18 protein-coding genes and 1 pseudogene are annotated in these 21,714 nt (G+C 58.2%); 9 read left to right on the top strand and 10 right to left on the bottom strand.

The genetic code is table 11. The annotated features are described in order from the left end of the window. Positions 1-89: 89 nt before the first annotated feature. Complete coding sequence (locus BW940_RS17970) at positions 90-1,295, top strand: acyl-CoA dehydrogenase family protein (RefSeq protein ID WP_076610577.1); 1,206 nt, start codon at positions 90-92, stop codon at positions 1,293-1,295. An 869-nt stretch (positions 1,296-2,164) separates the two neighbouring features. Here the strand turns inward: BW940_RS17970 and BW940_RS17965 are convergent. The 3 genes from BW940_RS17965 to BW940_RS17955 form a co-directional block, all read right to left on the bottom strand. Continuing rightward, complete coding sequence (locus tag BW940_RS17965; protein WP_076610576.1) at positions 2,165-2,902, bottom strand: aspartate/glutamate racemase family protein; 738 nt, start codon at positions 2,900-2,902, stop codon at positions 2,165-2,167. Between the two features lie 82 nt (positions 2,903-2,984). Beyond that, positions 2,985-4,427 carry an acetyl-CoA hydrolase/transferase C-terminal domain-containing protein gene (locus BW940_RS17960; protein ID WP_076610575.1) on the bottom strand — a complete coding sequence of 481 codons (1,443 nt, stop codon included), beginning with the start codon at positions 4,425-4,427 and terminating at the stop codon, positions 2,985-2,987. Beyond that, positions 4,424-4,990: a MaoC family dehydratase gene (locus BW940_RS17955; protein WP_076610574.1), complete on the bottom strand. Its 567-nt coding sequence runs from the start codon at positions 4,988-4,990 to the stop codon at positions 4,424-4,426. Before BW940_RS17955 ends, BW940_RS17960 begins: the two co-directional genes overlap by 4 nt. 213 nt (positions 4,991-5,203) lie before the next feature. Between BW940_RS17955 and BW940_RS17950 the strand changes: the two genes are divergently transcribed. Next, the gene (locus BW940_RS17950) at positions 5,204-5,860 is read left to right on the top strand and encodes an SHOCT domain-containing protein (protein WP_076610573.1); all 657 of its coding nucleotides are present in this window, start codon (positions 5,204-5,206) and stop codon (positions 5,858-5,860) included. 19 nt (positions 5,861-5,879) lie between these two features. Here the strand turns inward: BW940_RS17950 and BW940_RS17945 are convergent, their stop codons facing one another. Further along, positions 5,880-6,641: a polysaccharide deacetylase family protein gene (locus BW940_RS17945; RefSeq protein ID WP_076610596.1), complete on the bottom strand. Its 762-nt coding sequence runs from the start codon at positions 6,639-6,641 to the stop codon at positions 5,880-5,882. 183 nt (positions 6,642-6,824) lie between these two features. Then, on the bottom strand, positions 6,825-7,640 hold the full coding sequence (locus BW940_RS17940; protein ID WP_076610572.1) for an ABC transporter permease: 816 nt from the start codon (positions 7,638-7,640) through the stop codon (positions 6,825-6,827). Positions 7,641-7,808: 168 nt separating this feature from the next. Between BW940_RS17940 and BW940_RS17935 the strand changes: the two genes are divergently transcribed. Further along, positions 7,809-9,581 carry a TCP-1/cpn60 chaperonin family protein gene (locus BW940_RS17935; protein WP_076610571.1) on the top strand — a complete coding sequence of 591 codons (1,773 nt, stop codon included), beginning with the start codon at positions 7,809-7,811 and terminating at the stop codon, positions 9,579-9,581. A gap of 69 nt (positions 9,582-9,650) precedes the next feature. On the opposite strand, the gene BW940_RS17930 is transcribed toward BW940_RS17935, so the two are convergent. After that, positions 9,651-10,559 (bottom strand): ABC transporter permease, encoded by a 909-nt coding sequence (locus tag BW940_RS17930; protein ID WP_076610570.1) that lies wholly within the window; start codon positions 10,557-10,559, stop codon positions 9,651-9,653. A 48-nt stretch (positions 10,560-10,607) separates the two neighbouring features. Then, entirely contained in the window at positions 10,608-11,936 is a 1,329-nt protein-coding gene (locus BW940_RS17925; RefSeq protein WP_235847850.1) for a type 2 periplasmic-binding domain-containing protein, read from the bottom strand. Between the two features lie 153 nt (positions 11,937-12,089). On the opposite strand from BW940_RS17925, the gene BW940_RS17920 reads away from it, so the two are divergent. The 4 genes from BW940_RS17920 (at position 12,090) to BW940_RS17905 (ending at position 15,757) form a co-directional block, all read left to right on the top strand. Next, complete coding sequence (locus BW940_RS17920) at positions 12,090-13,073, top strand: asparaginase (protein ID WP_076610568.1); 984 nt, start codon at positions 12,090-12,092, stop codon at positions 13,071-13,073. Positions 13,074-13,106: 33 nt separating this feature from the next. Further along, positions 13,107-13,880, top strand: a complete 774-nt coding sequence (locus BW940_RS17915) for an SDR family NAD(P)-dependent oxidoreductase (protein ID WP_076610567.1) — start codon at positions 13,107-13,109, stop codon at positions 13,878-13,880. 5 nt (positions 13,881-13,885) lie between these two features. Further along, positions 13,886-14,326: a DUF3830 family protein gene (locus BW940_RS17910; RefSeq protein WP_076610595.1), complete on the top strand. Its 441-nt coding sequence runs from the start codon at positions 13,886-13,888 to the stop codon at positions 14,324-14,326. Positions 14,327-14,500: 174 nt separating this feature from the next. Then, positions 14,501-15,757 (top strand): RNA-guided endonuclease InsQ/TnpB family protein, encoded by a 1,257-nt coding sequence (locus tag BW940_RS17905; RefSeq protein WP_076610566.1) that lies wholly within the window; start codon positions 14,501-14,503, stop codon positions 15,755-15,757. A 20-nt stretch (positions 15,758-15,777) separates the two neighbouring features. Here the strand turns inward: BW940_RS17905 and BW940_RS17900 are convergent, their stop codons facing one another. Together BW940_RS17900 and BW940_RS17895 are read right to left on the bottom strand one after the other, a co-directional pair. After that, positions 15,778-16,977, bottom strand: a complete 1,200-nt coding sequence (locus tag BW940_RS17900; protein WP_076610594.1) for an ABC transporter ATP-binding protein — start codon at positions 16,975-16,977, stop codon at positions 15,778-15,780. Between the two features lie 2 nt (positions 16,978-16,979). Beyond that, entirely contained in the window at positions 16,980-18,107 is a 1,128-nt protein-coding gene (locus BW940_RS17895) for an ABC transporter ATP-binding protein (protein WP_084776805.1), read from the bottom strand. A 645-nt stretch (positions 18,108-18,752) separates the two neighbouring features. Here BW940_RS17895 and BW940_RS17890 point away from each other — a divergent pair. Next, complete coding sequence (locus BW940_RS17890) at positions 18,753-19,991, top strand: MFS transporter (protein WP_394329409.1); 1,239 nt, start codon at positions 18,753-18,755, stop codon at positions 19,989-19,991. Positions 19,992-20,343: 352 nt separating this feature from the next. Here BW940_RS17890 and BW940_RS17885 read toward each other — a convergent pair. Beyond that, positions 20,344-21,306 (bottom strand): annotated as a pseudogene (locus tag BW940_RS17885) (formate/nitrite transporter family protein); the annotation flags it as partial. 136 nt (positions 21,307-21,442) lie between these two features. Here BW940_RS17885 and BW940_RS21190 point away from each other — a divergent pair. Continuing rightward, a complete protein-coding gene (locus BW940_RS21190) occupies positions 21,443-21,661 on the top strand; it encodes a hypothetical protein (protein WP_143823934.1) in 219 nt (72 codons plus the stop codon). Positions 21,662-21,714 lie beyond the last annotated feature (53 nt).

Below are 21,714 nucleotides of genomic sequence, written 5' to 3'. Positions count from 1 at the left end.
CCCTCAGCCACCAAGTGGTTCGTCGTCAGATACCTGTAACAGTAGTGATAGGGCGTAGCTTTATTTGGCCGAACTCAGAAGGAACAGTGATGGTCACAGTAGCGACGGACACCATAGAGCTGTCAGAACAACAGCGACTCGTTAGAGAGAGTATCCGTGATATCTGTAGCGAGTTCGACGACGAGTACTGGCGGGAGAAAGACCGTGCTGGCGAATATCCACACGAGTTCGTTACGACGCTTGGCGACCACGGCTGGCTTGGCGTCCTCGTTCCCGAAGAATACGGCGGCGCAGGAATGGGGACTGCCGAAGTCGTCGTGATGATGGAAGAAATCGCCGCAAGCGGTGGCGGATTCGCCGCGGCACAGGCGATTCATGGTGGAATTTACAACTCCGTCCCGATCGTTCGCCACGGGAGCGAGGAACTGAAAGAACAGCTGCTGCCGGACGTTGCCGCCGGCGACGTGGCAATCCAATCGCTCGGGCTCACCGAACCGAACGCGGGATCGGATTCGACGTCAATCGAAACCGTCGCCGACAAACACGACGACGAGTACGTCATCAACGGCCAGAAGATCTGGACCTCGCGAGTCGATGCGAGCGATTATCTGTTGGTCGTCGCACGAACGACACCGAAATCCGAGGTCGAGAAACGAACGCGAGGGATTTCGATGTTCCTCGTGGACGTGCAAGACGCACTCGAGGCTGAGACGCTCGAGATGAAAGCGATTCCAAAGACGGCGAGTAACGCCGTCCACGCATACGAACTCTGGTTCGACGACCTCCACGTTCCTGCTGGCAACCTCGTCGGTGAGCGTGGAAATGGCTTCTATCACCTGCTGGATGGACTCAACGAAGAGCGGCTGGTGATCGCGGCGGAGTGTCTTGGCCTTGGCGAACTGGCGATTCAGAGCGGAGTTGATTACGCAAACGAGCGCGTAGTGTTTGACCGCCCGATCGGCCAGAATCAGGCCATTCAACACCCGCTGGCGAAGGCCTACGCTGAGGTGCAGGCCGCAAAGCAACTAACCTACAACGCCGCGACAATCGTCGAGGGTGAGTCGGGGGCAGCAGTCGGCGCACAGGCGAACATGGCGAAGTATCTGGCCGCCGAGGCCGCTTTCGCAGCCGCTGACGCTGCCGTCCAGACCCACGGCGGGTTTGGTGTCGCACGGGAGTACGACGTCGAACGGTACTTCAGGGAGGCACGGCTCACGCGACTCGTCCCGATCACACAGGAACTCGTGCTCAACTACATCGGGGAGAACGTGCTGGGACTGCCACGGTCGTACTGATCCTGTCGACTGTTCGGCAGTGACGCGATTCGACCAAGCCGATCGAACCGCGGTCCGTTTTCACCTTCTGTGCCAATTCGAGTACCCATACCTGTGTTGTCGTTCAACCCGCCATCATCGCTCCTCGAGTGATGCCATATATATCATTCGCTGTCGCCGGACTACCGTAGTTTTCAGTGATAGCTTTCAACTCGAGAAGAGCGCACGTTTGGGATCCGGACGCGGCAGTATTGGTCTGATTCCCTGCCAGACAATACCAAACTCGAGTAGTTACTGACTATTCAGTTGAAAGATAGTGCTTATGGTTCAGATTCACCAATAATAGGGATCAGAACTGGGCGAAAAGTGGACAAAAATCGAATATGGGAACAGATCTAGTAGAACGTTCTGGAATCCGACTGCGCTCGAACCATTCTGAACTCGGTCGTGGCGTTTGTATATAAAAGACGGTATCGCTGAACGCATTTGACTCGGTGGGTGCTGCTCGAAACCGCATGACAGTGAGACGTTTCTCCTCGATCGACAACTGTACTATACATGAGTCGCTCGTCTCTGCGACGACGCTTACAGTATACGTTACAATAGTATTACTGTAAATCCTGAATGGTGATCACAAGTACCATATCAATGATTAGCCGACTGTCAGCTCGAGTTACCAAGTGTTTACAACCATACGGTTGTAACTCATTTGACGGTGAACCAATATCATCAAAGACAAAATGGTTGCATAGAGCTTCCCAGACACTACAGTATATATAATTCGCCACTGACGGACGCTACACAGCCAACTCGAGCAGCGATTCCGGTGGTCGGAGTCCGTGGCAACTGCTCACATTGCCAGAAAATTGTGAACGGTTCGTGAGGCTTCGCTACAACTGGTAGCGGTCACCGTAGCCGACGATCTCCTTCGACTCCGGCGATTTATACGTCCGAATCGTACTCGTCTGTTTGCCCAGTTTGACGAGCGCTTCTGCGAGGACCGCACCTGCCCCGACGCTGTCGATGACGGGAACCGGGAGTTCCGCCTCGAGCGGTTCGTCGAGGCCACCCATGCCGGCACAGCCGAGACAGATCACTTCAGCGCCGTCCTCTTCTATCGCCTGCCAACTCGCCTCGAGGAGGGCTTCGGCTGCCGCATCGCGGGTATCTTCGGTTTCGACGACGGTCAAATCAGTACAGCGGACCGATGCGCAGTGGTCCTCCAGTCCCGTCTTTCGGACGGCTTCCTCGATGAAATCGCGCGCTCGAGGGAGGATCGTCGCCACCGAGAAGTTCGCGCCCAGCATGTTCGCGACGTACATCGAGCCCTCGGCGATGCCGACGACCGGTTTGTCGGTGACTTCCCGGCACGCGTCGAGTCCCGGATCGCCCCAGCACGAATTGACGAACGCGTCGTACTCCTCGTCCCCCTCCTCGGCTTTGAGGATTTCGTCGAGAAGGCCAGGCACGGCGAGATAGTCGTCGTAGTACGATTCAATACTGATCGGGCCACGCTCGGGCGAGACAGCGACGACCTCGGTCTCGTCGCTCGTGTACTTGTTTGCGACCGTGCCGATGTTCTCGGTCATCTCGAGTGTCGTGTTCGGATTAATGGCTTTGATTTTCATGGGTCTGCGCCACGCAGAGACGTTCTCCGGAGCGAGCAAAGCTGTTTCCCCGATCGCGCCGAGCGAAGCTAGCAACGCGCCGTTAGGACCGCCAGGAAAACGCCGACTCGAGGTGGTGTGGGACGTGGCCGCCGCTTGCTTCGCTGCGCTCGACGTACGCCTTGAGGTCGTCGACGAACTGCGGGTGGGCACATCCCTCGATGAGCAGCCGACTGCGTTCGCGCGGGGCGCTCCCCCGAAGGTCGGCGACACCCTGCTCGGTGATCACGACCGAAATGTCGTGCTCGGTGTGATCGACATGGGGACACATCGGCACGAGACACGACGTCTCCGCGCCGTGTCTCGAGGGCAGCGTCGTAATCGTGAGCGGAGAATTGCGGTTGAAATCGCCGCTGCCACCGACCCCGTTCAGGACGCGCGAGCCGCCAACGTGCGTCGAGTTGACGTGGCCGTAGAGGTCGACTTCGACGGCACTGTTGATCCCGACGACGCCGAATCGGTCGATCAGCGCCGGGCTATTCGAGAGTGCTGCCGTCCGGAGGACGACCGACTCGCTGTACTGGTCGATATCGCTGAACAGTTGCCGTTGTCCCTCGACAGAGAGCGCGAACGACGTCGCGCTGGCACCGGCGAGCGTCCCGTTCTCGATCATCTCGAGCAAGCCGTCCTGGAAAACCTCGCCGTAGTAGTAGACGTCGCGGTCGCCGAAATCGATGTCCGACAGCGCCCCCATGAGCGCATTGCCGAGGCTTCCGACGCCGAACTGCAGTGCGATTCGGTCGTCGAAGATCGAACAGCGCTCGAGTTCGGCCTCGAGGAACGTCGCGAGGTTGGCCGCGATCTCCCGGTCGGTCGCGGACGGCTCGCGGAAGCTGTAGGGATCGTCGGCCGTCTCGGTCTCGACGACGGCGAGGAGAGCATCCGGATCGAACCGAATCCGATCCTCGCCGATCCGATCGGCCGGATGCTCGAGGGGGATCGGCTTTCGATCCGGCGGCAGCTCGCGTTCGTAGACGTCGTGAAACTGGCCGATTTCCCGGGGGATCGCGCTGTTGACTTCGATAATTAGCGCCGATGCCGCCCTGACGTACGCTGCAGTGTGGCCGATCGACAGTGAGGGCACGAACCAGCCATCGCCGACGGCGACCGCTTCGACGATCGCGATATCGGGTTCTGGAAGAGAGCCTAGCGCGACCTCGTCGCCGACCGCCGAGATGAACCGGTCCTGGTACGCGATCGTCCCGTCGTTGACTGCCGCTCGAGCGGCCGGCCGCGACTGATACGGATACCGACGGGCGACCGCACTCGCCTCGACGAGTGCCGTATCGATCTCCGTGCCGACGCTGCCCCCGCTGATAATCGTCAGCTCGAGGTCCCGGTCAGCTTCGGCGAGCGCCAGCGGGAGCGCTTTCGGGTAGCCGACCGCGCCGAAGCCGCTGACGGCGACGACGGCATCGCTGTCGACGTGGGTGGCAGCCGTTTCGGCGTCGACGGGCGTGATCGCGTCCTCGAGTCTGTCGCTCATTGATCGGGCTCCGGCTGCGTGCCAATCCCTTCGGGCCAGCCTGGCGGCTGTGCTGCCGACGGCTCGGCGTGGCTGCGTTTTAACACCATCGGCGTTCGCTCGAGCGACAGGACGAGGTCGTTGTCTTGATTGTATGCCCGGAGTTCGGTCGTGACGATGCCGACGTGGTCGCGGGACTCGAGTTCTCGTTTGCTCACCACTTCGCTTTCGGCGAAGATCGTGTCGCCGTGGAAGACGGGGCTGTGGTGGCGAATATCGTCGTAGCCGAGATTTGCCGTCGCGTTGACCGAGATGTCGATGACGCTCATGCCGACTGCGAGTGCGATGACGAACGTCCCGTCGACAAGGCGTTCGCCGAACTCCGTCTCGGCCGCGTAGGCCTCGTTGAAATGCATCGGGTTGAGATTCATCGTCACGTTCGTCATCCAGACGTTGTCCGTCTCGGTGACGGTACGCCCGAACGGGTGTTTGTAAATGTCACCGACCTCGAAGTCCTCGTAGTAGCGACCGTGCCAGCCCTCGACGATACGGTTCTCTCCGTCTGTGTGCTCATCGGTTGTCATGGATTCCTCTTGACGTGGCTCTCGGCCAGCCGTCGATGGCTCGCTCGACAGTCCCGTCGGTTGTGTCACTCCGTACTGTGGGAGTAGTATTCGTTCTCGGCGAGTCGGTATAGCTGTTATCGCTACGAACTGTAACGTGGCCGTGGCACTCGAGAGTGTGCCCGACCGAGGTCTCGCTCGAGAATTTATATGTGTGCCCAGTCTCTGACCAGTATGACCGCAGACGACGAGACTGGCCGACAGGACGCTCCGGTATCCAGCAGCGATGTGCTCTCCGACCCGGCTGCCGAGGCGTTCGAGCGACTCGAACTCGGCAAGACGGACCGCCGGGCACTCCTCGAGCGACTGGACGACGACGAGCGAATACAGTCCGTCCTTCGCGGGCGGCTCATGGACTACGAACCGGACGATGACGATCGCGAGCGTCGCGAGGAGAGCCGCACCCGCAAGATGGCGAGTCACGGCCGCGACCTGTTGACGGTCGTCACGACCCAGCGGCTGCTGATCGTGGTCCAGCGGGAGTTGCCCGCCGACCACGAGTATCGATCGATCCCCGACGACGAACTGGAGCGCGTGACGCTCGAAACGGCGAACGGGAACCAGCGGCTGGTGGTTCGCGGAGCGAACCGATACTACATCGACGTCAGTCGAAGCCCAACTGACGTCGCCAGCGCTGCCTGTACCCGACTTCGCCAGCGCCTCGAGGACCAGCTAGCAGACGAGCAGCCGGCGGAGACCACGTCGGCTGCCGACCAATCGGACGACGACCCGCTCGAGACGATCGAGCGACTCGCGACCCTGTTCGAACAGGGACATCTCACGGAACAGGAGTTCGCGGCCAAAAAACGGGAGTTACTGGATCGGATCTGATCGCGGGCCCACCGAGCGATCAGTTACTCTCGCGGAACTCGGTGGCGACTTCGTCCATCTCTTTGAACTCGACATCGTCCTTGCTCTTCATGTGTTCGATCAGTTCCTCGAGTCGCGAGATGCGGTGGGCCTGGCCGATGACCTGCGGGTGCAGCGTCAGGATGAACACGCCGTCGTCGACGTTCTCGTGCATCCAGTCGAACTGGTCGTAGTAGCGCTGGAACAGCGAATCCTCGCTCACGTAGCCCATGCGGTGTGGGCGTGCCCAGGTAAACGTCAGTGCAGGCCAGTCGTCGCGCTGCCAGGAGACGGGGAGTTCGACAATATCAGTGGGTTCACCGCGGTCGTACGGGCCGTCCTCGGGGGCGCTCCAGTCGCCGTAGAGCCAGTGGGGTTCGAAGTCCGAAGCCATCTTGCTCGAGTCCCACTCGATGCCGACCTCGTCTAAGATGTCGAGCGTGTTCGCCGAGTAGTCCCACGCGGGAGAACGGTAGCCAGTCGGTTTGCGACCGGTGAGGTCGACGATCGATTCGATCGCTCGATCGACGTCCGCCTTCTCGTCTTCTTTGGTTTCATACGTCGCCGGTCCGGTGTGGCTCCAGCCGTGGTGTTGGATGTCGTAGCCGCGATCCCATACCTCGCCGCTGATCTCCGGGAAGCTGTCGATCGTGTGGCCAGGGATGAACCAGGTTGCAGGAATGTCGTGTTTATCGTGAAGGTCGAGCAGGCGCGGTGCACCGACGTTCGCTCCATACACACCTCGAGAATGCCGTGTTGGCATGTCCCAGGAGTCGTATGACCACAGCCACGTCGATACCGCGTCAAAGTCGTACGTAAGGCAGACGTTGGACGTCATTGCGAATTCGAGTTCGAGTGGTATCTAAAAAGCCTTTTCTTATGTTTGGCTGATAGTATCACACATGTAGCGGGCCGCGGAACCACCCCGTCGATTTCCAGGATGCCGTCAGGACTGTCTGGCACCGTAGACAACGAGGCCGCCAGCGACGAGGAGGAGGATCGTCGAAAACACCGTCGTCACGCTCCCGAGGGCGAACAGTTCCGGCGTCGCACGTTCCGCAGAGGCGATACTGAACACTTCCATCGGCATGGTTCGGTCACGGCCAACGAGGAGCAGTCCACGTTCCGCTTCGTTGTACGAGAGCGTAAACGCGAACACGGCGGCACCGAGGACGGTCGGCGCGATCTGTGGCAACACGATCTCACGGAACGTGGTCCGTCGATCTGCGCCCATCACGCGAGCTGCTTCTTCGTTCTGTGCCAGATTCGGCGGGAAGCCGGCGAGCAAGACGATGACGGCAAACGGGAGCGTCCAGACGACGTGGGCCGGCAGTGCAAGCCACATCGACCGCGAGAAACCAAGGACCTCGTTCAAAAACAGCGTCGAGCCGACGCTGAACGCGATTCCCGGCGTGATGATCCCGAGCACGATCAGGTACAGGAACAGCTTCCGGCCACGGAAATCAAAGCGATACGCGAGCGCTGCAGCAGTCCCGAGTATCGTCGTAATCACCGTCACGACGAGCGCGAGTTGGATCGACCGCAAGACCGAATTAATAATCCCCTGGTTGGACACCAGCTCACTGTACCACGCCAGTGTAAACCCTTGATACGGCGGCGAGATCCCGCCCGCGTTGAACGAAAACACGATCAGCGCGATCATCGGGGCGTAGATGTACAGCGAAATCAGGATGAAGTACGCCGCCAGCAGGCGTTTCATATCGAACCGTTGTATGAGCCGTGTTAACGCAGATTGATCCACCTGCGTGTCGACTGCAGTGTGCTTTGTTGCCATCTATCCTGAGTACTGGTGGCATATTATATAAAGATACTGCGTACGATTCGTATCAACACGCCAGAATCGACCACGGAACGCGGCTATTCGTGGACAGGTTTTTATTCACTGCCCGACGGAATGAGAGTGTTACACATGGAAGACGGACCCGAAACAGGTGGGGAGTTACAGTTTCCACACGCGAACATCGTCGCTGCTCGAGCGGTAACCGGTGCACTCGAGAGCTCTGTTGGCCCGCTGTCTCACGACACGCTGATTGCTGGTGGCTCGTCGGATGGGGAGCGAGAGCCGGGAGAGCCCCCAGCGCGGGTGGATACGATCAGCAGCGATGGGGCGACAATTCTCGAGGAACTCCCGATCGAACACCCAATGGGGCCGATTATTCGCCGCCTCGTCGCGCCGGAACGCCCGGGAACGACGGACGTCGTCGGGGAACTCGTGCCCGACGGGATCGGAACCACCGTGGTCCTGCTCGGAGCGCTGTTAGAGGAGGGAGAGCGCCTGATCAAGCTCGGTGTGCATCCCACGACTATCGAAGAAGGCTACAGCGCCGCCCTCGAGCAGGTCGAACACACAATACAGTCGCTCTCCCGGCCGCTCGAATCGTTTGCAGAGCCGACCGCGGCCGCCGAGATGGTTGCCAGTTCGGCCATGACGGGTAACGATATCGGGAACGCACGAGCAGCGTGGGCGGCTGGAGCCGTCGAGGCAGCCAGACAGGTGGGGATGCCCAACGAGGAGACGTTCGCGATTCGGCAGCTCCGGTCGGGGTCGATCGCCGAGTCGCGGCTCGTCTCCGGAACGGTACTCGATCGAAACGAGGTCTGTAACGAGCGGATGCCCTACCGAGTCGAAGACGCGAACGTGCTCGTGCTCAGTGGGTTCAAACGCGGGAAAGCAAACGACGGCAAGACTGGCGGGTTACAGGACCCTGATTTCCAGCAGGATGGTGAGCGGCTCATCGTCGACTCACCCGACGATATCGACGCGTTCGACGACGTGTTCGTGAGCCGTCGCGAGCAGGTCGTCGCTGGCCTCGTCGAGGCTGGTGTCGACGTCGTCGTAACTCGAGTCGGCATCAACGACGCGTACCAGGAACTGCTCGCCGAACACGGCATCATGGGGATCCGTGGCGTCAACCGTCTCAAGCTCACGCAGTTGGCGCGGGCGACTGGTGCGACACCCGTCGTCGACCCGACGGACGTGACGCCGGCGGATCTCGGCTTCGCGGGACTCGTCGAACAGCAGGTCATCGACAAGCGACAGGGCCGCCGAAAACGCCGCCGGATGATGGTATTCGACGAGTGTCCCGACCCGGAGTCGGTGACGTTTCTCCTTCACGGCGTGCACGGGCAACTCGGCGAACAGGCGGCGACGGAGGTCAGAAAAGCCGTCGCCGCGGTCGCGACGGCGAACGGGGAAACGGTCGGACCATCGGGTGTAGTTCCCGGTGGCGGCGCGACGGAACTCGAGATCGCGAGCTCGCTCCGTGCGGCCGCACTCGATGCGGACGGACGGGAGCAACTCGCTTTCGAAGCGTTCGCCGATGCGACGGAGCAGTTCGTGTCGACACTGGCACGGAACGCCGGGATGGATCCGCTCACGACGCTGACGAACCTGCGAGAGGCGACGACGAACGCGACGAACGGCACCACCCCAGGACTTGTCTTCCCCGCCGGGAAGATCGACGACGTCCTCGAGGCAGGGTTGCTCGATCCGACGGCGATCCGGCTCCGGTGTTATCAGCATGCAGTCGACGTCGCGTTGCTCGTGCTCCGCGTCGACGATGCCATCGATGCGACGTTTACCGACGAACCCACGGAGCCAGGGGATGCGATCTACGACGAACACGCGGAGCACCACCAGGAGTATCTCGACGAGCGAGACGATACGATCTGGCATCAGTGACCGGGCAGGAACACGATTCCGTGTGGACTACGTTATTGTACAGACCAATGAAAAACAGTGGGTTCGGAGTCAGTCCTGGCTGGCAATTTCCGTGATGTCGACGACTCTGAACAGCAGGAACACGAACGCGAAGATCACGACGAGCAACGTAATCGAGAGCGCCGCAGCCGAGGGGTAGTTGAGTCCCTGGCTGTAGCGGCTGTAGATCAGCGTTGGAACCGTGTTGGCACCGCCACTGAGGAACGATGGCACGGTGAAGTTTCCGATCGTCAGCACGAACGTGAACATACACCCGATCGCGACGCCGGGCAGGCTCAGCGGCCACGTGACGTTCTTGAACGTCTCGACTGGATTCCCGCGCAGCGTTTCGGAGGCGTTGAGCAGTCCTTCGTCGATCTGCGACAGCGAGATGTAGATCGGTGCCGCCATGAACACCACGTAGTTCTGCAGATAGCCAACCGCCTGTGAGAACCCGGAGAACAACAGCCACCCGATCGGTCCACTGGTGACCCCGATCCCCATCAACAGCCCGTTAATGATCCCGTTTCGTCCCAAAATTGGGAACCAGCCGAATGTGCGGATCAGCTCTGACGTCCAGAACGGGATGACGAGGAACAACAGCAAGACGAGTCCAACCATTGGCGTGGTGTGGAATCGCAGGTAGTACGCGAGCGGATAGCCGAATACGAGTGTAATGAGGGTCACGATGATTCCGACCCCGATCGTTCGGATGAACGCACCCCGAACCGCACCGGAGCCGAACACGCCATCGACCCACGCCGAAATCGTGAACTCGTTGATCACGTTGAACGACTGGTACGTGAGAAAGCTGTAGTAGAAAATAACGAGCAACGGCAGCAGTAAGAAGATGGCAAACCACAGGACAGTCGGGGCTATCAGGCCGGTTACTTCGTTGATCAGGTCGTCCCTGTCGGTCCCTAGCAGGCTCGAAATACCGGTTTTTGGTTCAGAACTCATGTAATACGTGTCTTCGATTGCAGCACAATGGTCGTAAGCATACTCGAGTTAGGCAGCTAGGAAGTCCTCCCACCGGGAGACCATGTAGTCAGCCTCGCTGGGCCAAATCTGGAAGAAGCCGATGCGGTCGATCCGCTCTTCGATCGGCCCACTATCACGGGTGCCGCCGTTCGAGTCGGGCGAGCCTTCCTCCATCGACCAGTCGTAATCGAGCGGATCGAACAGTGCCGGCTCGTCGATCTCCTCGTACGTGGCCTCGCCGCGGTACGCCCAGTCGTAGTACTCCGGCCCCATTCCCTCGCCGGAGTCATCTGAGCCGTCACGGACGAGCTCTTCGTTTTCGTAGTGGGGAACCGAGTAGCCACGACCTTGCACGAAGCCGGGGAACCACGCACCGAGGTGGACCTGATCGTACAGGAACGTGACCTGGTCGACGTTCTGGCGCTCGCGTGCGCCCTCGAGGGTCGCCATGCCGCCGTACCAGTACCGGTAGCCCTGAATGCCTTCGCTCATCGTGGCGTAGGTACACGGCGTCCCTTCTCGGCGAACGTCCATCGCCGCCGGCTGCCAGATGTCGCCGATAACCGCTTCCTCGCCGGCCATCAGCGTCACGGACTCGCCGTAGGCTTCCCAGGTCGAGCGGAACTGCCCGGCTTCTTTCTGCTCGATGAGGAAGTCAATCGCCGTATCGAGTTGGTCCTGTGTTGGATTGTTCAACTCGCCGATGTCACCGTCGATCATGTCGTTGTCCAGCAGGTGCATGATCGCCTGCGGGATCGTGATCGCCGCGGTCTCGCCGACGATGACCTCACCTTCGTACTGTTCGTCGAACTGCGTACTCCACAGGGAGACGTCGTCGACGAACGACGGGTTGTACCCCATCGCGTCGAAGTTGTAGGCATACGGCGAGAACAGAATCTCGTCGCGGGTGTCGCCGTCGACCCACAGCTCCTGGTTGACCGTTTCGACTTGCTCGCCGAGGTGGCTGAGTCGCTCGGCTGGATTCGTGAACAGATCGGAAATCTGCTCTTCGTCCCAGTTTTCCAGATCCTCGACCGGCATTGGAATCGTCACCGGGTTGTCTCGAGTGAGTGCCCCAGATCCGGTCGTGTCCGAGGTGAATACGTCCGTGTTTTCGGAGCCGCCACCGAGGAGTTGTGCCTGTGTGTCTCCGATCGTTGCGATCGTTGTGTTCACCTCGACACCCGACATCTCCTCCATTTTCGCGGCCTGCTCGTCACTGACTGCCCAGTCCGGGCCGATCCACTGCAGTGGTCGTGCTGGACCATCGTCGCCACCAATACACCCAGCAAGTGCGGCACCTGCTGCTGCGCCACCGTACGCCACAAAGTTTCGTCTACTGATACCGTCTGGCATTACAAGCTGTCACATACTCTGGGCCCTATTAAACGTTCCTCTTACAAAGACGATAATTGGGGGTTTTACACAGGAATACGTATTTCACTGAACATTCTGGGGTATCTACCGCTTGGACGAAAGAGATATCCAATGAGAGACTGATTCACCCACATGCCACCAACGATCGCCATCCTCAGTACGGGCGGAACCATCGCGAGTACGAGTGCCGAAGGCGGTGCGACACCGAGCAAACGAGGCGCAGACCTGGTCGCCGCCGTCCCGGAACTCGAGGCGTACGCCGAACTCACGGTCGAAGAGATCGCACAAGTGCCGAGCTACGACATGACGTTCGAAACGCTGTCGAAACTCGCCGCAGCCACCGAACGCGTCGCGGCTGCCGGCGCGGACGGCGTCGTCGTCACCCACGGAACCGACACGATCGAGGAGTCCGCCTATTTCCTCGATCTCACGCTCGGTTGTGAAACACCAGTCGTCTTCACCGGCGCGCAGCGTCGCCCCGACGAGATCAGCCCGGACGGCCCAGCGAACCTGCTCACGGCGGTCAGAGCCGCGAGCCACGAGCAGTTTGACGACGGTGTCTACGTGGCCGCAAACGACGAAGTCCATGCCGCACGCGATGTCATGAAGACCCACACCAGCGCGCTCGAAACCTTCGGCTCGCCGAGTACGGGACCGATCGCCTCGATGACGCGGTCGGACGTTCGGATTATCCGCGAGCCGCGAAGTTACTCGGCGACGTTCGACGTTGGATCCGTGACGAGCGAGGTCGTGATCGTCGCCAGCGGAGCCAGCATGGGTCGCCGGTCGATCGATTGGGCACTCGAGGACGACGTCGACGGGATCGTCGTCAACGGGACGGGACTTGGCAATGCGACGAGCGAACTCGGTGACGCGATCGCCGACGCAGTTACCGCGGACACTCCAGTAGTCGTCGTCTCACGGTGTCAGGCCGGCGCAACAGCACCGGTGTACGGCGGCGGTGGTGGCGGCAACACCTTGCAGTCATACGGCGCGATCCACGGCGACGACCTGCCAGCGCACAAGGCACGACTCAAACTCGCGGTCGTCTGTGCTGTTGCTGACGACCTCGAGGAGCAACGGCGACTGTTCGTCGGAGAGGAAGCCGAACGATAGCTATTTCACCTTTGCCATGGTTGCTGATACCGAATGTCAAAAGGACGCTTAGCGGGACGTGTTGCGCTCGTCACGGGGGCGAGTTCAGGTATCGGGAACGCGATCGCCGCGAAGTTCGGAGCCGAAGGAGCCAGTATCGTCGTCGCCGACGTCAGACGGGAGCCGAAACTCGAGGACGAACAGTCCGTCTTCGAGCGTCTCGAGGCAGTCGACGCCGACTACGAGTTCGTCGAGATGGACGTGACGGACGAAGCCGAAATCGTCAGGGCGCTCGAGACGGCCGAAACCGAGTTCGGTGGGCTCGATATCCTCGTGAACAATGCCGGGATCTACTTTCAGAACCAAGCCCACGAAACACCCGTTGACGAGTACGACGCGATCATGGACGTCAATCTTCGAGGGCTGTTTCTCACGAGTAAGCACGCCCTTTCAGCGCTGAAAGAGAGCGACCACGGCAAAATCATCAATCTCTCGTCGATTTACGGGCTGGTCGGCGGAGAGAACAGCGCCGCCTACTGTGCGTCGAAGGGTGGTGTCTCTAATCTGACCCGGCAACTGGCGCTCGACTATGCGGCTGACGAAATCAACGTCAACGCGCTCGCACCGGGAATCATCGAGACGGCACAGAACGCCGAGTGGCGTGAAACCGATCCGGAACTGCTCGCCGACTGGCAGACGTCGACACCGTGGCCGCGGTTCGGACTACCCGAGGACGTCGCAGACGCTGCGCTCTTCCTGGCAAGCGACGAGAGCGAGTTCGTCACCGGCCACGTGCTGCGTGTCGATGGCGGCTGGACGGCGTGGTGATCGCCGTGAGTGAACTCCACCTCACCGTCGGCGAGCACACGTACGTCGCGTCGCTTCTCGAAGCGGAAGCCCCCGAGTCGATTCGCGCGCTGAAGGTGGTCCTCCCGTTGTCCTCAGAGCTGATGCACGTCCGCTGGAGTGGCCACGCGACGTGGGTCAACATCGACGAGGTCAAACTCCCAGATCTTCCCCGGGAAAACCACACCGTCTACCCATCCCGTGGCGATATTCTGCTGTATCCCGGCTACAAGAACGAGCAGGAACTCCTGATCGCGTGTGGGCCAACGTGTTTCAAAAGCCCGGCCGGAGAACTCGCCGGTAACCACGTTGGAACGCTCGAGGCGACGCGTGCAGAACTCACCGCACTCGAGGAACTCACACTCAGAGACGGCGTTCAACCGGTGACGATACGGATTCAAGAGGCGGAGACGGACGGAAAAGTGTAGTCACAGCCGTTCGGAGACGGAATCAGTTCGTTTACCAGTAAATAGGCGAGAATGCCCCTTCCTCAACGAGCAACGCAGCGAACACCGTGAGCGAGTAGCGCAGTAGGGAGGGTATAAATTGCCGAACGAGTTACAAACAATTACATAACAACAAACCATAACCACAAGACAGCGATGGAGTACAGTAACCGCTACGCTGCCTACCCAACCCAAACCGTAGCGACTGAACTGGAAAGACACATTGACATTCATCGTCAAGCCTACAACTACACCCGATACGAATACGAGAACGTGGACGCTGACAACATCGGCTCCGCGTACAAACACCACTACCGACTCCCCGACTGGAAAGACGAGTTCCCCGTTTTCTCAGAAGTCAACTCAAAGGCGCTGCAACGAACCGTCACACGGTTCTACCAGAACCTATCAAACCTCTTCGAACAGAAGCAAAACGGGAACAAAGTCGGGTGGCTCAAGTGGAAGTCACCGAAGGAGTTCCAGAGTATGACGTACTCGCAGTCTGGCTTCGAACTCAAAAATACGAGTGGCCGACACGCAACGTTAGAACTCTCCAAAATCGGTGACATCCGTATTCGCTACCACCGCGAAATCCCCGACGACGCGACTATCAAAGAAGTCACGGTGAAGAAAGAGACAACGGGCGAGTGGTTCGTATCGTTCGGTCTCGTAACCGATGACGAAAACCTACCCGAGAAACTCGACGTAGACTCGCTTGATACGAGCAATAGTATTGGTATCGACCTCGGCATTCTCAACTACATCCATACGTCTGATGGACTCAGGGTGGACTGGCTCGACCTTGACGAAGAGTACGAGCGCCTCCGCAGAGAGCAACGCAAACTCTCGCGGAAAGAAGAAGGCTCGAACAACTGGGAGAAGCAACGCGTCGGAGTGGCGAAGGTGAAGCGTCGGATTCAACGGAAAGTCTTGGACTTTCAGCAGAAGTTGACAACATGGCTTGTCCGTGAGTACGATGCCGTGTTTGTCGAGGATTTAGACGTGAAGCCGATGCTTGAGGACTCGCACAACGCGCGGAACAAGCAGGATGCCGCGTGGCGGCAATTCATCACGTTGCTCGAATACAAGGCAAAACTGTATGGCGTCCACGTCGAGCAGGTTGAACCGCGTGGCACGAGGAAAGAGTGCGCGTCGTGTGGTGCTGAAACCGAGAAGCCGTTATGGGTCCGAGAGCATTCGTGTCCATCGTGTGGCTTTGAGTGTGACCGTGATGCGAACGCGGCGTTGAATGTCTTGCAGCGAGGTTTCGAAGAGTTAGGGCTGGGATGGCCCGAATCAACGCCTGTGGAGACTGCGCTCCCTACGGATGCTTCGGAGTTTTCTGAAGTGTCTGCAAAGCGTGTCATTGAATCAGGAAGCCCCACCCTCAACGAAGCGAAGGCGTTAGCCTGAGCGGAGTAGGGTGGGGTAGTTCACTCACCGAGGATATCCGTCTCGAGGTCGATGCCGTCGACGACGCTCGTCTGCTCGAGCAGCGTCGCGTGGGCCGCACTCCAGCCGACGGTGACCGTCTCCGAGGGCTCGATGCGGTCGAACGATTTCAGTTGCAGTTCGTGGGTATCTCCATCGGTCGTAGTCGCCTCGAGGATTATCTGCGTCCCCGAGCCGGGCTGGTGGATGACGTCGTCGACCTGGCAGCTGAGACTATTGTCCAGTTCACTATCGAGTTCGAGATACTGCGGGCGGACCGAGAACGGAACCTGCTCGCCGACAAGGGACATCGGTTCGGACCGAAGGTTTCCCGTCGTCGCAAGAAACGTCCCGAGTGGGGTTTCGATGTGGGCGCAACTACCGTCATCAGTGACGTCAGTCAGTTCACCCGTGAAGATGTTCGAGTCACCGACAAACGCCGAGACAAACGCCGTTGCCGGCTCGTTGTAGACGCGCTCGACGGAGTCAGATTGTTCTACTCTGCCGTCGTTCATCACGACGATTTGGTCAGCGAGGCGCATCGCCTGTGTCTGGTCGTGTGTGACGTAGACGAACGTCGTATCGAGTTCACGGTGGAGCCGAAGCAGTTCTCGCTCCATGTGTTTCTGGAGCTTGTAATCCATGTCTCCTAGCGGTTCATCAAGCAAGAGGAGTCTCGGCTCGAGGACCATGCTCCGGGCGAGTGCGACGCGCTGTTTTTGGCCGGCAGAGAGCTCCTCCGGCTGGCGGTCGAGGAGTTCTTCGAGGCGCATCATCTCGACGATATTGGTGACGCGATCAGTCCGCTCATCCGCGTCAACCTGCAGGCGTTTCAATCCGTACTCGATGTTCTCTTCGACGGTCAAATGTGGAAACAGCTGAAAATCCTGGAACACGAGTCCGATATCACGTTCATATGTGGGGGCGTGGGTAATGTCCTCGCCGCCGAGTCGGATTTCGCCCTCCGTCACCGGAATTTTACCGACGAGCGAGTGAAGTGTTGTCGACTTTCCACAGCCGCTGGGGCCGATCAGCACACAGAAATCACCGTCGTTGATACTGAAATCGATCTCTTCGACGGCGAGCGTTCCGTCGGGATAAATCTTCGTGAGTCCGCGAACATCGAGTGCGACGTCATCCGTCGCTCCCGGTGTCGGTTCGGCTGTCGAGACGTCCGTCCCGGAGTATTCTGTGTCAGACATTGTCATTCATCAAGGAGGTCGCTGGTGGTAACAGTATCGGTTACGCTGAGTTTGTCGAAGTAAAGCGCATCGTCGACGTTCCACCCCAGTTCGATCGAATCGCCGATCGCACCGATGTCGGGGTTGTTCGGGACGACGACGTAGAAGTCGCGATCGAGTCCCTCGAGTGACAGCGCAAACTCGGTGGTTTCGCCGGTATACGTTTTCCCCTCGAGAACGCCAGTGAACGTTACATCGCAGTCGGCTGCGTCGAGCGAGACGACTTCGGGACGGACGATCACGATACCGGTCTCTTTCTCGGCACCGTTCTGCGCGGTCGCCGTGATCGGTCCGATTTCGGTCTCGACTTCCACGACACCGTCGCCGACGTCGGTCGGTACACCCTCCGTAACGAGCGCGTTCGAGTCACCGACGAACCGGCAGACAAACGCCGTCTGTGGGTTGTGATACACCGATTCTGGTGTTCCGATCTGTTCGATCCTGCCGTGGTTCATCACAACCAGTTTGTCGGCGAGCTTGAGCGCCTGATCCTGGTTGTGTGTGATATAGAGGAACGTGCTCCCGAGATCAGCATGGAGACTCCGCATCTCGAGCTCCATCCGTTTCTGGAGCTTGTAGTCGAGGTCGGCCAGCGGATCGTCGAACAGCATGATCGGACACTCACGGCTCAGTTGGCGTGCCAGTTCCACACGCTGTTGTTGGCCGCCCGAGAGCGATCCTGGAAGATCGTCTCGCGTCTCTTCGATCGCTAACAGCGCCAGTATGTCATCGATCGTCTCCTCGATCTCGTCGGGAGAACGCTCTTGTTCGCCTTGCTCGAGGCCAAACGCGATGTTCTCGGCGACCGTCTTGTGCGGGAACAACGTCTCTTCGAACTCCTGGAACACGTAGCCCAGGTTCCGTTCTTGGACCGACATACCGGCCGTATCACGACCGTCGAGTGAGATCGTGCCATCGTCGGACTCGATCAACCCGGCAATACATTTAAGCAGCGTACTCTTTCCACAACCACTCGGCCCGAGAACGACACAGAACTCCCCGTCTTCGACCTCGAGTTCGATGTCTCGGAGAACTGTCTCGCGCTGAAATGATTTAGTCACTGACTCGATCGAAATTGCGCTAGCCGTCATCAAGTCACATTGTGTGTAGCGGGCATTTAGCTTTATCTGCTCTGCGGTCGGTACGAACCGCCGTACATAATTTTTATCTGATTGGAATGGGGCCTCGACGACTCGGTACTCGAGGGTGTCTTTCTACAGATGTACAAGGCGAACGCTTCAAGACCTGACCTCGAGACAGTTCACGGAGTCCGTCTGAGTTAGTATTTCGACTGACTAATCAATATGGTTATACATAGTTTGTTATATCGGAGTAATGATGTAGATATTTTACAATACTATACTCCCAAACTAGCCGTAGAGTGATGAATAAATACGATAGAGTAGTAGTTCAAATACCAGATGTTTCAACTCCGTTCTCGACTCAGTTTCGGTTGTTGCTATACAACTAACTCGTTCCGAATTGGATATTACGGCCAAATAGTCGAATAGATTTCCGAAATAGATTGCTAATAGAAGTAAGTCGGATTGCTTAGAATTACTAGATATAATAGATGGTACCAGTATTCAATAACGAATTCGGCCGTAAACTCGAGCTTATATTTGTGTGCTAACTACACAATATCTTGGGGCAGTAAATATTAATCAAAATTTTATAAAATGGTCTGTCAACAGAGAACAAAATACATATCACGATCTCGCCGAGTATCGAATGCTGTGGACGACAATGATCGGTCTATCGTCGGGTTCGTAATGATCGGTCACGCGATGGTACATACCTACGAGCTGTCGATACCGATCTTGATGACGGTCTGGCTGCTCGAGTTCTCGACGACGGCGGCGATGTTGGGAATCGTCGTCGCCATCGGCTACGGACTGTTCGGCGTCGGTGCACTTCCAGGCGGACTGTTGGTTGATCGGTTCGGTCCACGGACACTGATCAGTTCCTGTCTCGCCGGGATGGGGCTTTCATTTCTGGCCTTGAGCCTTGCACCAAGCGTCGTTGGGATCGCGGTCGCACTGGCGCTTTGGGGAGTTGCGGCGAGCGTATACCACCCCGCAGGGCTGACACTCATCAGCAACGGTGTCGAAGAACGGGGCCGAGGGTTCGCCTATCACGGTATGGCCGGGAACGTCGGGATCGCCGGCGGACCGCTTCTAACAGCCGTCTTACTGCTTGCGTTCGACTGGCGGCTCGTGACCGCACTCCTCGCGATTCCAGCCGTGATCGCCGCCGTCATCGGTATGACCATCGAGTTCGATCCAACCGCTGCGGCCGACGTCGCCGACAGCGACCGCGAGCGACGGATACCGACATCACTCGTGGGTTTCGCAGGTGAGACGCGACGCCTGTTCACCCTTAGTTTTCTGCTGGTGTTCGTCATCGTCTCGTTCAATGGGCTGTACTATCGTGGTGTTCTGACGTTCTTGCCGGATCTTCTCGGTGATTTCTTGACGGCGGCCGTTGGGGATATCCAACTGTTCAGTCCCGACAGTCCAGTCGCCGAGAAGTTCGACCTCGCCCAGTATCTCTATGCGGGGTTGTTGACAGTCGGCATTGGCGGCCAATACCTCGGCGGCCGGCTTACCGACACGATCGAACCGGAGCGGGGGCTGGTCATTATGCTGGCTATTCTAACCGCCATCGGACTCCTGTTCGTTCCCGCAGCCAAAGCGGGACTTGGAGGGCTACTGGCCGGCAGTCTAGTCCTCGGTTTCGCCCTGTTCGCTATGCAGCCGCTCACGCAAGCAACGATCGCCAGATACTCGATTCCGGAATCTCGAGGGCTGTCGTTCGGATACACGTATCTTGCAACCTTTGGGATCGGTGCTCTTGGAGCGGCAGTCGTCGGAACGGTACTCACCTACGCGTCCGTATCGATCGTCTTCGGCGTGCTGGCAAGCTTTTCGGTGCTTGGAGGGCTTTTCGCGATCGCGCTCGTGACGAGCCAGTAGGTGAGCAACCCCGGAGTCGTCGACCGTCTCAACCGTCTACTGAACGCGTTCGACACAAATAATTCGAGAATAAGAACAGTATTCGTAATAGAGAGTTTATCAAGTTGTCGAGAAATATAACATTCATCGCTGATTTTACCAGGCACTATAAATTAGAATGTAAATACTACATAGTGTAACAGGCATGTTCATCATATTATAGACATAATTAGTTCAAAATCGAAAGTGTTTTTCCACGGTTTGCATAATATGACTGTTTTCCGATATAATCAACTAAGTGAGTACTTAGAAGAACCCTATACAATGCGTCATAGAAACGGTGCGGCAGTGATCAGTCGTCGTTCGACTCCGGTAATGGGACGTAGTCACCGCCAACATATTTGCCGAAGATCATCTCTCGCATCGAGAGTTGGTAGTTTTGTTCCTGATACGTTCGTTCGACCGCCTGGAAGTAGTTAACGACGGTCACGAGCAGGATGCCACCGATCGTATTCCCGAGCAGAACGGGCAGGACAAACTCGAACACGCCGGTTGCGAGCGCGAGGTCCCCTCGAAAGACGAGGAACATCGCCTCAGTAGCAGAGACCACGACGTGATAGAGATTCCCCAGTGGAATGGCGAGAAATGCGAGGTAAATCATCAGCAATCGAGACGTCGTATCCTGTGCTGCGTAGTCGAGCCAGACGACACCGGCGACGATCAGGCCGGCGAATACTGCCTTGAAAAACAGCGACCACCACGATGTCGCAACGCCGCTTTCAGCGATACCGACCGCTGTTGCCATCACATCCGGTGAGAAAACGCCCGTCGATGCCAAAATAAACGCACCCAGCGTCCCACCAACGAGGTTTCCAATCAACACGATCGTCCAGACGGTGAGCAACGCCGGAATACTCGCTAATCGCTCGAGGACGAGTGCGACTGGTGGCAACGTGTTCTCAGTGTACAGTTGATAATCGCCGAGAATGATATAAATGAATCCCAGCGGATAGAGAATTGCACTCAGAACCGGTGCACCACCGGTTGCGTCCGTCACAGATGCATAGAGCATGAACGTCAGCGTGATCGCAAAGCCTGCAGCCAACGCGCTGAAAAACAGTTCCCGTGTGCCAGTCGAAATTTCCTCGTCTGCTGCAGCGACGATCCGATGAAAAATCTCGTCCGATGAAAATCGATCGCGGACGACTGCACCAGCCGCTGGCGCGCCGCTTCGAGATCGTTCGACAGCTTCTCGAATCGACTCGTCAGGTGTCGGTTCGTCCGATACCGACGCCTCTCGCGTCGAATCATCAGATATCTGCTTGCCAGTACTCATACTGACGTGTTCGAGAAGAACTGAATAAAGCTGTCGTCATACTGCAAACATACACATTAGAGACGGATACGTTTCCGGAATTAGATTGACAAACGTCCATATAATTACTCCGAGAGTGCGGTAGTTCTATGGAACGATGGCAGAGTCACGAGAAACGCCACCAACGAGTTCGAATGGGGGCTCGAGGGTGGTTCCGATCGATTGTGAACACGCAGTGCCAATCATCGCCTTTGCGCCAGTCCGCCAGTTTCGGGTCGAACTCGCCGAGACACCGACTTTCGACGTCGAACTCGAGCAGCCCGCGGATTCGAAGACCGGAAGAGAACAGTCCAGACTCGAGTGCGAATTCTCGTAAACGAGCTTACGACCGTCAATCGGTGGGATCCAGAGTCCGCACTGCTGGTGGAG

This window comes from Natronorubrum thiooxidans (genome assembly GCF_900156475.1).
Taxonomy (GTDB): Archaea; Halobacteriota; Halobacteria; order Halobacteriales; family Natrialbaceae; genus Natronorubrum; species Natronorubrum thiooxidans.
Note: the sequence above shows the minus strand (reverse complement) of the source record. Positions and strands in the feature narration are given on the sequence as shown.

What these genes read in the sequence shown, in the direction of transcription:
- BW940_RS17905 (WP_076610566.1), top strand. Translation starts at nt 14,501, where the DNA reads ATGGAGTACAGTAACCGCTACGCTGCCTACCCAACCCAAACCGTAGCG.
- BW940_RS17920 (WP_076610568.1), top strand. Translation starts at nt 12,090, where the DNA reads ATGCCACCAACGATCGCCATCCTCAGTACGGGCGGAACCATCGCGAGT.
- BW940_RS17895 (WP_084776805.1), bottom strand. Translation starts at nt 18,107, where the DNA reads ATGACGGCTAGCGCAATTTCGATCGAGTCAGTGACTAAATCATTTCAG.
- BW940_RS17935 (WP_076610571.1), top strand. Translation starts at nt 7,809, where the DNA reads ATGGAAGACGGACCCGAAACAGGTGGGGAGTTACAGTTTCCACACGCG.
- BW940_RS17950 (WP_076610573.1), top strand. Translation starts at nt 5,204, where the DNA reads ATGACCGCAGACGACGAGACTGGCCGACAGGACGCTCCGGTATCCAGC.
- BW940_RS21190 (WP_143823934.1), top strand. Translation starts at nt 21,443, where the DNA reads ATGGCAGAGTCACGAGAAACGCCACCAACGAGTTCGAATGGGGGCTCG.
- BW940_RS17965 (WP_076610576.1), bottom strand. Translation starts at nt 2,902, where the DNA reads ATGAAAATCAAAGCCATTAATCCGAACACGACACTCGAGATGACCGAG.
- BW940_RS17900 (WP_076610594.1), bottom strand. Translation starts at nt 16,977, where the DNA reads ATGTCTGACACAGAATACTCCGGGACGGACGTCTCGACAGCCGAACCG.
- BW940_RS17945 (WP_076610596.1), bottom strand. Translation starts at nt 6,641, where the DNA reads ATGCCAACACGGCATTCTCGAGGTGTGTATGGAGCGAACGTCGGTGCA.
- BW940_RS17970 (WP_076610577.1), top strand. Translation starts at nt 90, where the DNA reads ATGGTCACAGTAGCGACGGACACCATAGAGCTGTCAGAACAACAGCGA.
- BW940_RS17915 (WP_076610567.1), top strand. Translation starts at nt 13,107, where the DNA reads ATGTCAAAAGGACGCTTAGCGGGACGTGTTGCGCTCGTCACGGGGGCG.
- BW940_RS17960 (WP_076610575.1), bottom strand. Translation starts at nt 4,427, where the DNA reads ATGAGCGACAGACTCGAGGACGCGATCACGCCCGTCGACGCCGAAACG.
- BW940_RS17955 (WP_076610574.1), bottom strand. Translation starts at nt 4,990, where the DNA reads ATGACAACCGATGAGCACACAGACGGAGAGAACCGTATCGTCGAGGGC.
- BW940_RS17925 (WP_235847850.1), bottom strand. Translation starts at nt 11,936, where the DNA reads ATGCCAGACGGTATCAGTAGACGAAACTTTGTGGCGTACGGTGGCGCA.
- BW940_RS17930 (WP_076610570.1), bottom strand. Translation starts at nt 10,559, where the DNA reads ATGAGTTCTGAACCAAAAACCGGTATTTCGAGCCTGCTAGGGACCGAC.